This is a genomic window from Gemmata sp. SH-PL17 (assembly GCF_001610855.1).
GTDB lineage: Bacteria > Planctomycetota > Planctomycetia > Gemmatales > Gemmataceae > Gemmata > Gemmata massiliana.
On the sequence record NZ_CP011271.1, the window covers coordinates 2,975,783 to 2,991,219 of the forward strand.

A 15,437-nucleotide genomic window follows, 5' to 3' on the forward strand; every position below is an offset into this window, starting at 1 on the left:
TCGTCTCGCTGGCGGTCCGGCGTTGTCCGAAAAGCAACGACCGTGCCGGACTGCCGAATCATCACATCTCGCCCACAAGCAGCAGACCCGAACGGCGTGAGTGCGCCCGTCCTCTCACGGCGCCACAGCCCGATGTGCCGCGTTCGCACACCCGGCAATTTCTCGCCCCGCCCGCGAGGCCATTTCGGCGCCCCGCTCCGCGGACCGTTTGCTTTCCGCACGGCATCCGGGTTGCGATACCTCCGCACCTGTGCCCCCACGGAGCGCGGAGATCGTCCTGCAAACCGCGTCGATGGTCGTGCTCGTCATGATCGCGGAGCGCGGTGTGTCGATCCGGTTCATTGACCTGCGCGTCGTGAGCGAGATCCGCACACTCAAATTGCTCCCGCGCCCTGAATCATCGGCCGATTCGCTCCGGCACTCGGGATGCAGGATGGTATCTCGCAAGAGGCTCTAAGCTCGACTGGTGCCGATTCTCAGGGCCGTCCGTGGTGAGGTATCATGGGGTTGCTGAAGCTCCCGTGGCCCTCGCCCACGGACGGCCGCCATGATTCTACCACCCGAGGCGCACGCGCTGGTGCAGGTGCTCGCGCTGCACTTCACGAGCCCCACGTACCAGCGGTTCTCGGTTCTGTTGGTCGGTGCGCTTGTGAGCACCGGTCGGCGCACCGTGGCGAACCTGCTGCGCACGCTCCGGCACCTGGCCCCGGGGCACCCCACCGACTACCGCCGGGTGCTCTCCCGCGCGCCCTGGTCCGGGCTCGCGCTCGGGTGCGCGTTGATGCGGTTCGTGCTGGATCACATCGTTCCGGACGGTCCGGTGCGGTTGGTCGGGGACGACACGGTTGACGGGCACAAGGGGGCGCACGTGCACGGCAAGGCCCGGCACCGGGACCCGGTGCGCTCGACCCACTCGTACACCGCGTTCCGGTACGGGCACAAGTGGGTGGTGCTGGCCGTGCTGGTGAAATTCCCGTTCGCCACCCGCCCGTGGGCGCTACCGGTACTCATCGACCTGTACCGGTCCGCGGATGACGACCGGAAGCGGAACCGACCGCACCGTACCCCGGCCCGAATCATGTGCAGCCTGTTGCGGCTCCTGCTGATCCGGTTCCCGGACCGGACCTTCGTGTTCGCCGGGGATTCGGGGTACGGAACCCACGACGTGGCCCGGTTCTGTCATCGGCACCGGGGCCGACTCACGTTGGTCAGCAAGCTACACCCGGACGCGAACCTGTTCGACCCGCCCTCGCCGTACACCGGCAAGGGACGGCCCCGAGTCAAGGGCGACCGGTGCCCCAAGCCGCGCCAAGCGGTCGCTGCAGCCACGACCCTCACCCGGCTGGAGGTCGGGTGGTACGGGGGCGGGACGCGGACGGTCCAAGCCCTCGGCGGCACCGGTCACTGGTACAAGGCCGGTCGCGGGCTGGTGCCGGTGCGCGGGGTGTTCGTGCGGGACACCACCGGCACGCACCGGGACGAGTACTTCTTCACCACCGACCTGGACCTGGGGCCGGCGGCCGCGATCGGTCACTACTGCGGTCGCTGGAACATCGAGACCACGTTCCAGGAGAGGCGCGCGGAATTGGGCCTGGAGACGACCCGCGGGTGGCGCGAGAAGACGGTTGTGCGTGCGGCCCCGTGCCTGTTCGGGTTGTACACCGTGACAGCGATCCTGTTCCACGCACGGCCCGAGGCGAAACGAACCGGGAGCGTGGAATGGCCGGGCAAAACCGTCACCACGTTCTCGGACGCGCTCGCCGCCGTGCGCCGGTGGCTTTGGGACCAGGCCCTTTTGCCACAGGCCGGAGACGGCACCACTCTCAATAAACTCCCCGACCGCGTGCGGGAATTGCTACTCACGGCGCTCGCCCCGGCCGCTTGAGCGCACTCAGAATCGGCACCAGTCGAGCTCAGGAACTTCGCTGAAGCCCCGGTTCAAAGTGCATGTCCAACCGGGTGGGCTCCACGGAACGCGGGGACAGTGGGATAAGTGAATCCGCGCGAGCGGCTGGTACGTAGATTTTTGGTCGCGGTGACGATCCAACCCATTACCTCGGGCACCAGATGTACCCCGTACGCGCGATCACGGCCGTGCTCCTTTTCAGTTCACTTGCGCCCGCCGCGGACCCGGCCGTGTGGCCCCAGTGGCGCGGCCCGGCCCGGGACGGCACCGTTACCGGACCGGCGTGGCCGGACAAACTCGAGGGCGCCGCGCTCGAACGGGTCTGGCGCGTCGAGAAACTCGGGCCCAGCTACTCCGGGCCGATCGTCGCAACGGACCGCGTGTTCACGACGCAGACCGTGGACAAGAAGACCGAAGTGGTGACCGCGCACGACCGCAAGACCGGCAAAGAGTTGTGGAAGACGAGCTGGGAGGGCTCTATTACGGTCCCGTTCTTCGCCGCGAAGAACGGGAGCTGGATCCGCTCGACGCCCGCGTTCGACGGGCAGACACTGTTCGTCGCGGGCATCACCGACGTGCTCGTCGCGCTGGACGGTGGCACCGGAAAGGAAGTGTGGCGCCTCGACTTCGTCAAAGAGTTCGGCACGCCGGTGCCGGACTTCGGGTTCGTCTGCTCGCCGCTGGTCGACGACGCGGGCGTGTACGTGCAGGCCGGGGGCGGCTTCGTGAAGGTGGACAAGAAAACCGGGAAGGTTCTGTGGCGCGCGCTCAAGGACGGCGGCGGGACGATGGGATCCGCGTTCTCTTCCCCCGTGTTCGCTAAACTCGCGGGCGCGGACCAGGTGGTGGTGCAGACGCGGACGAAACTCGCCGGCGTGGGGCGGGACACGGGCAAGGAGCTGTGGTCCAAGGAGGTTCCGTCGTTCCGCGGGATGAACATCCTCACGCCGGTGCCCGTCGGCGCGGACGGTGTACTCACCAGCACTTACGGCGGCAACACGCGCCTGGTGCGCGTGAAAAACACGGACGGGACGTTCGACACGAGCGACGCATGGGCACTGCGGTACGAGGGCTACATGTGCACGCCGGTCGTTGTGGGCGGGCACGCTTACGTTCTGGGCAAGGACAAGCGATTGGTATGCGTCGACGTGAGGACCGGCAAGGAGGCGTGGGGCACCGACGAGCGGTTCGGGGATTACTGGAGCTTGGTCGCGAACAAGGACCGAATTCTCGCGCTCGATAGCCGCGGGATCCTGTACTTGTTCAAGGCCGACCCGAAAGAATTCGATCTGATCGAAAAGCGCAAGGTCGCGGAATCGGAGACCTGGGCGCACCTCGCGGTCTGCGGCGACGAGATCTTCATACGCGACCTGAACGGGCTGAGCGCGTGGCGGTGGTCGGGAAAGTAGCGCGGCGTTCCGTTTACCGGGTTCGGCAACACGGACCCCGGAAACCTGCGCTCGCGGACGGGGAATACAATATCACGACCACAGTAATCATCCCGAACCGTTCTCTTATCAGGAGCGCCGCGTGACCGACGCGCCACGGTCGCCCCATTCCGGCACCGCACCTGCGACCGAACCGGGACCGGGGGGCGAAGAGCACCACGCCCACCACGCGCCACCGTTCCGCCGGTTACTCGGGCTGCTCCGCCCGGAGCTGGGCGAGCTCTGGCTCGTGCTCCTGTTCGCGGTCGGGGTCGGGGCGCTCACCCTCGCCACCCCGGTGGTCGCGATGGCGGTGGTGAACACGGTCGCGTTCGGCACCCTGGTCCAGCAACTCGTTGTCCTGTGCGCCGCCCTGTTCGTGGCGCTGGCACTGGCCGCCGGCTTGACGCTCCTGCAAGGGGTGGTGGTCGAGTTCATCCAGCGCCGGGTGTTCGTCCGGGTGTCCGCGGACCTGGCGTACCGGCTCCCGCGGGTCGATCTGAGGGCGTTCGACCGACAGAACGGCCCGGAACTGGTGAACCGGTTCTTCGACGTGCTCACGGTCCAGAAGGCGGCCGCCACGCTCCTGCTCGACGGGGTCACGATCGCCCTGCAGGTGCTCATCGGGCTCGTCCTGCTCGGTTTCTACCACCAGTACCTGCTCGGGTTCGATCTGGTTCTCATCGGGGCCCTGGTGCTCCTGTTCACCGTGCTCGGTCGGGGCGCGGTTCGGTCCGCGGTGCGCGAGTCGATCGCCAAGTACGCGGTCGCCGGGTGGATGGAGGAGGTGGCCCGGCACCCGGTCGCGTTCAAGACCGCCGGCGGACCCGAACTGGCCCTCCGGCGGGCCGACGCGCTCACCCGCGAGTACCTGTCGGCCCGGTCGGCCCACTTCCGGGTGCTCATGCGGCAGCTCGGGTTCGCGCTGGCACTGCAGGTCGTGGCGAACGTGGCGCTACTGGCGCTCGGCGGCGTGCTCGTCGGGCGGGGGCAACTCACGCTCGGCGAACTGGTCGCGGCCGAGATCGTCGTCACGCTGGTAGTGGCCACGTTCGCGAAGCTGGGCAAGCAGCTCGAGGCCTACTACGACCTGCTGGCCGCGGTGGACAAGCTCGGGCACCTACTGGACCTGCCGCTCGAGCGCGACGGCGAGGAGCGGTACCCGGCCGGTGCCGGCGGCGCCGCGGTCGCGGTCCGGAACGTCACGTTCGCGTACGACGGGCAGCCCGGGCCGGCGCTGGCCGGGGTGTCGCTCGAGCTCGCGCCCGGTGAGCGGGTGGCGATCACCGGGCCGAACGGGTCCGGTAAGAGCACCCTCGCGGACCTCCTGTTCGGGCTGCGGGTTCCGGACCGGGGGTGGATCGAGATCGACGGGGCGGACCTGCGCACCCTGCGCCTCGACACGTTGCGCGAGCGCGTCGCGCTGGTCAAGGGTATCGAGGTGATCGAGGGGACGGTTCTGGCGAACGTACAAGTGGGTCGGGACCGGGTAACGCACGCGGCCGCGCGCGAGGCGCTCCGGCGGGTCGGGCTCCTGGACACCGTCATGGCCCTGCCGTCGGGCCTCGACACACCGCTCTGGACCGGCGGGGCCCCGCTGTCGCTGGGCCAGGCGAACCGGCTCATGCTCGCCCGGGCGATCGTCGGGCGCCCCGGGTTGCTGGTCCTCGACGAGTCCCTGGACCACATGGACGCGGACATCCGCGAAACGGTCCTCCCGGCCGTGTTCGACCCGGGGGCCCCGTGGACGCTGGTCATCGTCACGCACTCGGAAGAGGCGGCCAAGTTGTGCGACCGCGTGGTCCGACTGGGCCGCGCGAGCGGGGGGCACTATTGATGGGACCGGAACTGCTCGCGCCGGGCCCGGACGGGCCGTCGGCGCTCCACCTGGCGCGGACCCCGCGCGGCGCCCGGCGCGCCGCTTGGGCGCTACTGGCGCTCTTCGCGCTGCTGGTCCCCGCACTGGGGTTCGCCCCGTGGACCCAAACGGTCCACGGGACCGGCCGGGCGATCGCGTTCAACCCGGTGCAGCGCCCGCAGTTCGTCGTCTCGCCGATCGAGGGGCGCGTGAAGAAGTGGTACGCCGTCGAGGGGGACCGGGTCGCGGCCGGGCAGATGCTGGTCGAGCTCGTGGACAACGACCCGATGATCCTGGAGCGCCTGCGCGAGCAGGAGACGCTCGCGCTCCAGCGCCTGGCCCTGGCCGAGGGCCGGGTGAGCGACCACGAGCGCCGCCTGGAGTTCATCAAGGGCGAGCGGGAGGTGCTCGTCGCCGAGGCCGGGTTGCGCGTCGAGCAGAACGAGGCCCAGGTGCTCGTCGTGCTCCAAGAGCTGGAGCGCGCGAGGTTCGACCTCAAGCGCGAGGAGCTCGCTTACGAGAGACTGAACCGACTGTTCGGTAGTAAGGTGGGGGAGGTGGTGTCGAAGGACCAGGTCGAGGAAGCGGAGCGGCGGCGCGACCTGGCCAAGGCCCAAGTGCCCCTGGTCGAGGCCCGGCTCAAACTCGCGGGGAAGACCGTCGAAGGGGCCCGGGCCCAGCGTGCGGCGACCGACAAGCGCACGGAGGCGATCATCCAAACCGAGGAGGCGGCGGTCAAGTCGGCCCGGAGCGAGCGCGCGTCGGTGCGTCAGCAGTTCAACACGATCAAGACGCAACTGGAGCGCCAGGAGAACCTGCGGGTGTACGCGCCGGTCGACGGTACCGTGTTCCGGATACTGGCGAACGCCGAGGCCGGTGGGCAACTGGTCCGGGCCGGGGAGCGCCTCGCGGTCCTGGTACCGGACATCAGGCCCGGGGCCAAGCTCGCCCCGATGGCGCGCTCGCGGGCGCGGGCGGCGGGCCCGGTGCGAGCGCCACGGCCGCCTTGACGGGGGACCGGCACCCCGGTATCGTCGCCGAACTCTTGATCGACGGGAACGATTTGCCCCTGGTCCGCGCCGGGGACCGCGTGCTGCTCCAGTTCGAGGGGTGGGCGGCGGTTCAGTTCGCGGCGTACCCGGAAGCAGCGGCCGGCACGTTCGAGGGGCGCGTGTACCTCGTGGACCCGACCTCCGACGGCCAGGGACGGTTCCGCGTGCTCGTGGAGCCCGCGCCCGGCGCGGCGTGGCCGGACGAGGCGCTCTTGCGCCAGGGCGTCCGCGCCCAGGGGTGGGTGGTCCTCAAGGACGTGCGCCTCGGGTACGAGGTGTGGCGCCTCCTGAACGGGTTCCCGCCGGCCCGTGAGGTGAAGGCGAAGGAGCCGGGGGCGCCACTGGGGCCGGCGCAGCGCAAGTAAACATGAGGGGGAACGCATGGGGTGGCCACGGACGGCCTTGGCGCTCGTGTGCGGCGGGGCGCTCGTGTCCGGGTGCGCGACCCGGACGCCGTTGCCCGACGGTGCCGGGATCCGGGCGCCGGTCGCGCCCCGCAACTCGCCCCGCCCCCGAACCGCCCCCCTTCCCGCGCCGCCAGCGGCAACTCCCGAGGCGAACCGCACCACCGCCCGGCCCGGCGACGCGACCGGGCCACTTGCTCTGGACGAAGTGCTGAGTAGTGTGGACGCGGCGTTCCCGCTGCTGTACGCGGTCGAGCAGGAGCGCGTGGTCGCCGCCGGCCAGCGCGTCGCCGCCGAGGGCGGGTTCGATCCGGTGCTGCGAGCCCGCGGTGCGGACCAGGCGGGCACGTTCGCCAGCACCCGGTTCGACGCGGGGATCGAGCAGGCGACCCCGTTCGGGGGCGTGTCAGCTTTCGCCGGGTGGCGGTTCGGCAGTGGCAACTTCCCGATCTACTACGGGGACCGAAAAACCGGGGACGGGGGCGAGTACCGGGCCGGACTGAACGTGCCTTTGCTCCAGAACCGCGACATCGACCCGCGCCGGGCCCGGCTCCGGGCCGCCCAGATCGGCGAGCGGCTCGCGGACCCGGTGGTGCGCCGCGCGCGCCTCGATTACCATCGGGCCGCGGCACAGGCGTATTGGGGGTGGCAGTCGGCCGGGGCGCAATACCGGGTCGCGGGAGACCTGTTGCGCCTCGCGCGCGAGCGGCAGGCGCTGCTCGACGAGCGTTTCAAAGAGAAGCTGGTGAGCGAATCGGTCCCGGTACTGAACCGGCGCCTCGCGGCCGGGCGCGAGGAGGCCCTCTTCGCGGCCGAGCGCGTTCTACAGCAGGCCGCCCTTCGGCTGTCACTGTACCTGCGGGACGCGCGTGGGGACCCCGTGGTGCCGAGGGCCGAGTGGCTGCTCCCGGGGTTCGCGGGCCTGGCCGTACCGCGCCCCGACGCGGAACTCGTCGGGCGCGACGTCGCCGCCGCACTGGCCCGGCGCCCGGAACTGGCGCGGTTCCAATTGGAAAAGGAGCGCCGGGCGGTCGAGCTCCAACTCGCGACCAACCAGCTCGCGCCCGCGCTGAACGCTTACGCACAGGTGGCCCAGGACGCGGGCGCGGCGAAGAAGACGTTCACCGGAACGGGGCCGTTCGACACGGACCGCACGTCCGCCGAGTTCGGGGCCACGTTCGAGATGCCGCTCCCGTTCCGCAACGCGCGCGGGCTGTCCGCGGTGGCACGCGCTCAATTGGCCCAACTCCTGGCCCAGGAACGGTACGCCCGGGACGAGATCACCTCGCAGGTGCAGGACGCGGTTTCGGAACTGGTGCAGGCCCACCGCCGGGTCGAGAAGGCGCGCGAGGAACTGGGACACGCGGTTCGGGTACTGGAACTCGAAACCGAGTCGTTCAAGGGGCGGCAGACGAGCCTGGTGGACCTGAATTTGCAAGAGATCGCGGCGGCCGAGGCGCGGGCGAAGGTGGTCGTGGTGCTGGGGACGTACTTTGCAGCTGTCGCGAACTACCGGGCCGCGCTCGGTGCCGAGGGACCGGTCACGGGCGGTGCGGTTCTACCGGTCACGGTTCCCGTTACCGCCTCGAGCCCGTGATGACAGAGGTCGCACACGGGCATAGTAGTAGGCTGGTGAGCGCACCGGCTTGGCTGTGCTCCGTTCGCCGCTTTGAAGCCTGAGGTCGAGGTGACCGACGCGCGCAATGCCAAGAGGGGAATTGCCCGCGGCGTGCCGGACCGGAGCGCGGAAGATTTGACGGAGAGGATGGCAACCGATTCGGGACTACATACGAGTCACGACCTCGTCAGGCGGGCGCATAGAGTACCGGTCTGCGGGTCCGAGCTGAAGGGCATGACGCTGAACGGTCCACTTCTTTCCACCCCATGATCGTCACCATGTAGGAGGTCCACCACGCCGTCGGCGAGAGCGCCCCGGCGTGCCCCAAGTGTCGTTTCTAACCCACACTCAGGATCCACGCCAGGGAGATTACCGACACTCGCACGACACGAAGATTACGCCGGGTTGACGATCCCGTCACGTCCGCCGGCTGGCAGTCGGAGCGTCACCTGCGTTCCCTGTCCGGTAAGGCTGGCGATCTCAGCCCGGCCGCCGTGCAGTTCGGCAAAGCTCTTGACGATCGCCAGCCCGAGCCCGCACCCCCCGCCGGAGGAGCGGGCCGCGTCCGGCCGGTAGAACCGGTCGAAGATGCGGGGCAGGTGATCCGGTGCGATCCCCGAGCCGGTGTCGGAGACGGTGAGCACCACGTCCCTGCCCTCGGCCGTCGCGGCTACGGACACGCGCCCGCCCTCGGGCGTGTGGGCGAACGCGTTGGTGAGCAGGTTCCCGACGGCCTGCTGCAGGAGGGTGCGATCCAACCGGCACGGGAGCGGCGGAACGGCGAGCCGGACCAGCTCGATCCCCGCCTGGGAGGCGACGGGCTCGTAGAACTCCCGCAGTGACTCCAGCTCGGCCGCCAGATCGACCTCCTCCAGTTCGAGCACGAACCGGGGGGAGCCGGCGCGGGCGATGAAGAGCAGGCGGTCGATCAATCGGGCGAGTCCGCCGGCGGACTCGAGGCAGACCCCCAACGCCTCCCGATCGTCGGCCCGGGTCTGCGAGGTCGTCAGGGCGACCTCGGCGACGTTACGAAGCGCGTGTACCGGCGTCCGCAGCTCGTGGGCGATGTCCGCCGAGAAGCGTTCAAGCCGGCGGAATGAGTCCTGGAGGCGGTCGAGCATCACGTTGAACGTCGCGGCGAGCGCGCTCAGTTCGGCCGGCAGTCGGTCGACCGCGATCCGCTCGTCCAACCGCTCCGGCCCGATTCGGGCCGCCGTCGCCGCGATCTCCTCGACAGGCCGTAGCCCCTTGCGGGCGACCAGCGCCCCGATGACTGACGAGCCCACGAGGCCCGGCGCGAGGATGAGTGCCATGAAGCGACGGCACCGCCTCAGGAGCTCCAGCTCGCGCGTCCGGTCGTAGGACACCTCGTACGTCAGCCCTCCGATCTCCCGCGACACGGCACGCACCCAGCGGCCGGAGGCGGCCCGATAGTCGATCCCGCTCGCCCCGGGGACCAGTCCCGGCGGCAACCGCTCGTCCGCCTCCGGAGACGCGGCGATCACGGCACCGGTGGCGTCGCGGACGCGGTAGTCATCCGCCGGCCAGTCGTCGCGCGTCGGCCGGCCGCCGGAGCCGGGCTTCAGCCCCTCCAAACTCGCGGCCGCGGCGTCGAGCATCTCGTCCCCCTCCGCCTCGAGGGCGGACGCGATGGCGAGGTACAACGTCGTCGTCGCGGCCAGGAGCAGGACGGCGGCCGAGGCCGCGTACCAGACGGCCATCCGCCGTCCCATCGACCACCTAGTGCAGCCTAATTGCTGACCGTTTGCGAATCCGGTCGGGGTCGTATGTTGTCGGGATGAACAAGCCCCGTAAATTCGTCCGCACGCTCACGGCCGCCGAGCGGCGGGCGTTGGAGCGAGGCCGTAAGTCGGCCGATGCGTTCACCGTCCGCCGGTCGCAGATCCTGTTGGCGAGTGCCGGGCGGATGGGGCCGGCCGAAGTCGGGCGGGTGGTCGGGTGTACCGCCCAAGCGGTCCGCAACGCCGTCCGGGCGTTCGAGACCGACGGCCTGGGATGCTTGGGCGCCAAGTCGCATGCCCGCAAGGATCCCGGCCGGGTATGGGACCGGGGGCGGGACGAGGACCTCAAGGATCTACTCCACCGCCGGCCCCGAGAATTCGGCAAGCCGACGAGCCTGTGGACCCTGGCGTTGGTGGCCGAGGTGTGCCACCAGAAGGGATGGACGCCCCGGGTGCTGTCGGTCGAGCCGATCCGACAGGCGTTGAAGCGTCTCGGGGTCGGGTGGAAGCGGGCCAAGCACTGGATCACCAGCCCGGACCCCGAATACGTCAAGAAAAAAGGCGTCGGGACCGGCTGATCGCTGAGGCGGCGAAGCATTCGGACTGGGTGCTGGGCTTTCAAGACGAGTGCTGGTGGACGCGACTGGCCCAGCCCGATCTGTTCGCCTGGACGACCTCCGGCCCGCTCCGGCTCGGGGGCAACGCCCGGGATCCGAAGGGCGGCGGGCCCGAGCCGGTGGCGTGCTATGGGGTGCTGCGGGCCGACACGGGCGGGATGATGCTGCGGTTCTGCGACGGGCGCCCGGTAAGTGCCACCACCGAGGCGTTCCTGGGGTGGGTGTGCGAGGTGCTGGCGACCGAGGGGAAGGCGGTGTTGGCCCTGGTGTGGGACAACGCCGCGTGGCACGTGAGCCGGCGCGTGCGGCGGTGGATCGAGGCCCACAACCGGCGGGTCCGGCGAGCGAAGACCGGGTGCCGGATCCGGGTGTGCGGACTTCCCGTGAAGGCCCCGTGGCTCAATCCGATCGAACCCAAGTGGGTCCACGGCAAGCGGGCCATCGTCGAGCCCGACCGGAAACTTACCGCCGCTGAGGTACGGCAACGAGCGTGCGACTACTACGGCTGCACGCTCCACCCCACATTGCCAAAACCTCAGCCATGATCCTGCACTAGCCGCGGTCTTCGAGGACATACCCCACCCCCCGCACCGTGTGGATCAGCTTCGTCGGGTACGGGTCGTCGACCTTGGCCCGCAGGCGGCGGACGTGGACATCGACGACGTTGGAGTCGCTGTCGAAGTTCATGTCCCACACCTGCTCGGCGATGACCGTCCGCGAGAGCACGTCCCCCGCCCGCCGGGCCAGCAGGGCGATCAGGCTGAACTCCTTCGGGGTCAGGTCGAGCTTGCAACCCGCGCGGCTCGCCGCGAAGCGGACCGTGTCGACCTCCAGGTCGGCGACCCGCAGGACGTCGCTCTGCCGGGCCGCCCCGCGCCGGAGCACCGACCGCACGCGGGCGAGGAACTCGGAGAAGGCGAACGGCTTGACCAGGTAGTCGTCGGCCCCCAGTTCCAACCCGCGGACGCGGTCCGTGACGGCGTCCGCGGCGGTCAGGAACAGGACCGGCGTCTGCCGGCCGGTCGCCCTCAACCCGGCCAGGACCGACCAGCCGTCGCGGCCCGGCAGCAGGACGTCGAGCACGACCAGGTCGTACCCGCCGGTCCCGGCCAGGTGCAGCCCGTCGTCGCCCCGCGACGCGATGTCGACCGTGAATCCCGCCTCGCCGAGCCCCTTGCGGAGGTATTCGGCGGTCCGGGTATCGTCCTCGATGATGAGCACCTTCATTCACCCACCCGTCCAGAAAATGAACTGCAACAGCCCCACCCGCCCGGTGGCGTTCCGAATAGTGGCATCCATTATAGATAGCCCCGTCGTTGCACGGCACTGCGGCTGCGATCCGGACGTCGGCCTGCCTGGGGACCGGCGATCCGGATTACGGAAACGTCACGTCCGCGTCACGTCCGCGTCATCCGCACCAAATACCTTTCGAAAACCGGCGCCCGCACCTGGCTCCCGTTCAGGTCTGGGAGCCGGTCCCACCGGGACCATCGCCGACCAGCGACAAGAGACGAATCATGAGCACGAACGTCGACGAAGCTTGCACCGGCTCACGAACCGAGCGGCCGCGCGTGCAGGTGCTGGATGCCCTCCGCGGCATCGCCATTTTGGGCATCTTCTTCATCAACCTCCCGATCATGGTGGAGCCGCCGGGGGAGACAAGCGCGAAGGTGACGGCACCCGGCTCCGAACACGCCGGCGGGGCCGTCGGGCTGCTGGTGGACGGGACGCAGCGCGGCCTGCTGCAAATGTTGTTCGGCGCGGGCATGCTCCTGTTGACGGCGCGGGCCGCCCGGCCGGCCGGCCCCGTCGCGGTGGCCGACGAATACTCCCGACGCAACCTGTGGCTGCTCGGCATCGGGCTCGTCCACGTCTTCCTGGTCCGGTGGGCGTACGACATCGTCCACGTCTACGCGATGGCCGCCCTCTTCCTCTTCCCGTTCCGCCTCGTCAGGCCCGCCGCCGCCCTGCTCCTGGGCCTGAGCTTCGCGGCCCTCACGGTGGTCGGGGCCGTCCCGGGCTTCGGCGGCGCGGTCGGCCCGAATCCCGACTCGGGCGTCGCCGGTGCGCTAGCCCGGGACCGGGCGGTCGAGATGTGGCTCGCGACGTTCGACGGCTTCGGCTTCTGGTCGGTCCTCCTCGAGTCGCTGTGCACCATGCTCGTCGGCGTCGCACTGTTCAAGTGGGGGGTCCTCCAGGGCCTACGGTCGCGGCCCTTCTACCTGACACTCGCCGTGGTCGCCTACGCCATCGGGTGCGCGGTTCGGCTGACGCCGCCGACCGCGGGGCCCGGGTCGCCGGGGGGAGACTTCGGCGAGGTGGGCCGGCTCTCCCTCGCGGTGGGGCACATCGCGGCGGTCAACCTGGCGTGGCAGACCGCCGTCGGCCGGTGGCTCCTGTCCCCGTTCATCGCCGCCGGCCGTACCGCCCTGTCGCTCTACGTTATGCAGAGCGTCGTGGGCCTGTGGGTGCTCGCCTCGCTCCCGGGGATCGCTCTGGCTGCGGGGTCCGGGGGCGACCAACTGATGGCCACGGCGGCCGCCGTGGTGCTCGGCCAGTTGGTGTTGGCCAACCTGTGGGGCCGGTTCTTCAAGAGCGGGCCGGTCGAGTGGTGCTGGCACCGGTTGCTCGACCTCAGCCGCCCTTCCACGCTCGCCCCGCGAACAGCAGCGGGCGCGTTACAAGCCGATTGCTGAACCAGCGCACCGTCCGGCTAACCCAGACTTGAATGGAGTGAGTGACTGTCCCATAAGCAGGGCGTGCGCACTATGAACTGCTGACGATATAGGCGTTTACGTCTACACCGAGGGTATCCGGAGGATGCCCGATGCCCCTTGCACTGACCACGGTGTTCGCGGACGTACCCGACCCTCGGATCGAAACCGCCAACAAGCTCCACAAGCTCACCGACATCTTGGTGATCGCCACGTGCGCGGTGATCGCCGGGGCCGACGGGTGGGAGGAGATCGCCGAGTACGGCCAGAGTAAGGAGGACTTCTTTCGGCGGTTCCAGGCGCTACCCCACGGGGTTCCGAGCCACGACACGTTCGAGCGCGTGTTCGCCAAACTCGATCCCGATGCGTTCGCGGACCGGTTCGGGCGCTGGATGTCGGAGCTGTGCGACTCGACCGGGCTGACCCACATCGCGGTCGATGGCAAGAGCGCGCGGGCGTCGGCCCAGGACACGTTCACCGGGTGCCTGCACTTGGTTAGCGCATGGGCGACCGAGAGCCGCCTGATCCTGGGCCAGCGGTCGGTGCCCGAGGGCGGACATGAGATCACCACGGTGCCCGACCTGCTGGGGGCCCTGGATCTCAACGGCGCGGTGGTGACACTGGACGCGGCCGGGTGCCAGAAGGCGACAATCGAGCAAATCCGCAAGCAGGGCGGTGAGTACGTGGTGTGCGTGAAGGGGAACCAGAAGGGGTTGCACGACGCCGTGGCCGACGTGTTCGACCGCGCCGGGGATGACGAGTTCGCCGGGTGCGACATGGCGGGCGAGGTCGGTGCGGGACACGGGCGCGCGGAGGAGCGGTATGTGACCGTGGTTCACGACCCCGAGGGCTTACCGGACGGTTGGTCGGGTGTGAGTGCGGTGGCGCTGGTGTGCCGGGAGCGCCGGGTGAAGGGTCAGAAGAACGAAGGCACCGGGCATTATTACATTACCAGTCTGAAGGTGGGTGCGGGGCAGTTGGCGGGTTACATCCGCAACCACTGGGGCATCGAGAACGGGTTGCATCGGGTATTGGATGTGGCGTTCCGAGAGGATGATAGCCGCGCCCGAACGGGACACGCGGCCGCGAACTTGGGGATGTTGAGGCGCGTGGCCGTGTCGCTCCTGAAGCGTGCCAAGACCAAGGGCAGCATCAAGACCCGGCGCATGAAAGCCGGGTGGGACGACAACTACCTATTGCAAGTTATCCAAGGAATCACGGCACAATAAAGTGCGCACGCCCTGGTCCCATAAGTGGGTTCAAGCGGTTGAGCGATATTGGAATTCGGCCTCAGCCTGTTTGGGCTCGAGTCGGTTGAGCATGAGGTGGATCATGGCCAATTTGATGAACGCCTCCGCTGACATCACGCTCTCTTCTCGATCCTTGGTCAGCCGCCGGCATGTGCCCAGCCACGCGAACGTGCGCTCCACGGTCCAGCGGATCGGCCGCTTGACCCACCCGTTCGATCCCTCGGGGCGGCGGACGACGACCCGGTCCCACCGGGCGTTGTCCTCGACCCACTGATACAGGGCGAAGTTGTGGTACTTGGTGTCCGCGTACATCCGCACCACCTTGCCAACCGGTTGTCCCTGCAATCGGGGGAACCGGTTCTGGGCGGCCCGGGCGTCGTCCACGCTCGCCGCCGTCACCAGCACGGCCAGCAGCAATCCCATCGAATCCACGACGATGTGCCGCTTGCGCCCGTCCACGTTCTTGGCGTTGTCCCGGCCCCGCGCCTCGCCGCCGGAGGTCGTGTCCACGGACTGGCTATCGACGCTCGCGGTGGTCCGCGGTGAGTACGGCTTCTCGGCGGTGCGGACCTTCGTGCGGAGTAGGTCGTGTATGGTGTCGAGGGTACCGTTGTGGCGCCACTCGTCGAAGTACCGCCAGACCGTGGACTTGGGCGGGAAGTCCTTGGGCAAGTAGCGCCACTGGCACCCGGTCCGCAAGACGTAGAAGATGGCATCGACGACATCCCGCAGGGCGGTCGTGCGGGGCCGACCGCCCGGATAGACCGGGATGTGAGGCTCGATTAGCCTCCATTGCTCGTCGCTGACATCGCTGGGGTAGGATTGGGTTCTCATGAACCATTTTATCCA

The 15,437-nt window shown here is 69.2% G+C and carries 14 protein-coding genes; 11 read left to right on the top strand and 3 right to left on the bottom strand.

Going from position 1 to position 15,437, the window contains the following annotated elements; all coding sequences use genetic code 11:
- Nucleotides 1-250: 250 nt before the first annotated feature.
- The 7 genes from VT84_RS38465 (at nucleotide 251) to VT84_RS12370 (ending at nucleotide 8,244) form a co-directional block, all read left to right on the top strand.
- Complete coding sequence (locus tag VT84_RS38465) at nucleotides 251-457, top strand: hypothetical protein (protein ID WP_157469465.1); 207 nt, start codon at nucleotides 251-253, stop codon at nucleotides 455-457.
- Between the two features lie 90 nt (nucleotides 458-547).
- A complete protein-coding gene (locus VT84_RS12345) occupies nucleotides 548-1,885 on the top strand; it encodes a transposase (RefSeq protein ID WP_082839743.1) in 1,338 nt (445 codons plus the stop codon).
- Nucleotides 1,886-2,067: 182 nt separating this feature from the next.
- Nucleotides 2,068-3,315 carry a PQQ-binding-like beta-propeller repeat protein gene (locus VT84_RS12350; protein WP_052558591.1) on the top strand — a complete coding sequence of 416 codons (1,248 nt, stop codon included), beginning with the start codon at nucleotides 2,068-2,070 and terminating at the stop codon, nucleotides 3,313-3,315.
- 121 nt (nucleotides 3,316-3,436) lie between these two features.
- Nucleotides 3,437-5,170, top strand: coding sequence for a peptidase domain-containing ABC transporter (locus tag VT84_RS12355; RefSeq protein WP_239465810.1), 1,734 nt, complete (start codon nucleotides 3,437-3,439; stop codon nucleotides 5,168-5,170).
- Nucleotides 5,170-6,201: an HlyD family secretion protein gene (locus tag VT84_RS12360; RefSeq protein WP_082839744.1), complete on the top strand. Its 1,032-nt coding sequence runs from the start codon at nucleotides 5,170-5,172 to the stop codon at nucleotides 6,199-6,201. The genes VT84_RS12355 and VT84_RS12360 overlap by 1 nt, the downstream gene beginning before the upstream one ends.
- Entirely contained in the window at nucleotides 6,198-6,608 is a 411-nt protein-coding gene (locus tag VT84_RS12365; protein ID WP_082839745.1) for a hypothetical protein, read from the top strand. Before VT84_RS12360 ends, VT84_RS12365 begins: the two co-directional genes overlap by 4 nt.
- A 16-nt stretch (nucleotides 6,609-6,624) precedes the next feature.
- The gene (locus VT84_RS12370) at nucleotides 6,625-8,244 is read left to right on the top strand and encodes a TolC family protein (protein WP_082839746.1); all 1,620 of its coding nucleotides are present in this window, start codon (nucleotides 6,625-6,627) and stop codon (nucleotides 8,242-8,244) included.
- Between the two features lie 416 nt (nucleotides 8,245-8,660).
- On the opposite strand, the gene VT84_RS12375 is transcribed toward VT84_RS12370, so the two are convergent.
- The gene (locus VT84_RS12375) at nucleotides 8,661-9,986 is read right to left on the bottom strand and encodes a heavy metal sensor histidine kinase (RefSeq protein ID WP_239465812.1); all 1,326 of its coding nucleotides are present in this window, start codon (nucleotides 9,984-9,986) and stop codon (nucleotides 8,661-8,663) included.
- A gap of 77 nt (nucleotides 9,987-10,063) precedes the next feature.
- Here VT84_RS12375 and VT84_RS12380 point away from each other — a divergent pair, with 77 nt between their 5' ends.
- Both VT84_RS12380 and VT84_RS12385 read left to right on the top strand, forming a co-directional pair.
- Nucleotides 10,064-10,585 (top strand): helix-turn-helix domain-containing protein, encoded by a 522-nt coding sequence (locus VT84_RS12380; RefSeq protein ID WP_052554143.1) that lies wholly within the window; start codon nucleotides 10,064-10,066, stop codon nucleotides 10,583-10,585.
- A 29-nt stretch (nucleotides 10,586-10,614) separates the two neighbouring features.
- Nucleotides 10,615-11,169: a transposase gene (locus VT84_RS12385; protein WP_082839376.1), complete on the top strand. Its 555-nt coding sequence runs from the start codon at nucleotides 10,615-10,617 to the stop codon at nucleotides 11,167-11,169.
- Nucleotides 11,170-11,176: 7 nt separating this feature from the next.
- On the opposite strand, the gene VT84_RS12390 is transcribed toward VT84_RS12385, so the two are convergent.
- Entirely contained in the window at nucleotides 11,177-11,851 is a 675-nt protein-coding gene (locus tag VT84_RS12390; RefSeq protein WP_082839747.1) for a heavy metal response regulator transcription factor, read from the bottom strand.
- A gap of 290 nt (nucleotides 11,852-12,141) precedes the next feature.
- On the opposite strand from VT84_RS12390, the gene VT84_RS12395 reads away from it, so the two are divergent.
- The gene (locus tag VT84_RS12395) at nucleotides 12,142-13,320 is read left to right on the top strand and encodes a DUF418 domain-containing protein (RefSeq protein WP_082839748.1); all 1,179 of its coding nucleotides are present in this window, start codon (nucleotides 12,142-12,144) and stop codon (nucleotides 13,318-13,320) included.
- Between the two features lie 131 nt (nucleotides 13,321-13,451).
- A complete protein-coding gene (locus VT84_RS12400; RefSeq protein ID WP_082839749.1) occupies nucleotides 13,452-14,567 on the top strand; it encodes an ISAs1 family transposase in 1,116 nt (371 codons plus the stop codon).
- A gap of 30 nt (nucleotides 14,568-14,597) precedes the next feature.
- Here the strand turns inward: VT84_RS12400 and VT84_RS12405 are convergent, their stop codons facing one another.
- Nucleotides 14,598-15,422, bottom strand: coding sequence for an IS5 family transposase (locus tag VT84_RS12405; protein ID WP_082839750.1), 825 nt, complete (start codon nucleotides 15,420-15,422; stop codon nucleotides 14,598-14,600).
- Between the last annotated feature and the right edge of the window lie 15 nt (nucleotides 15,423-15,437).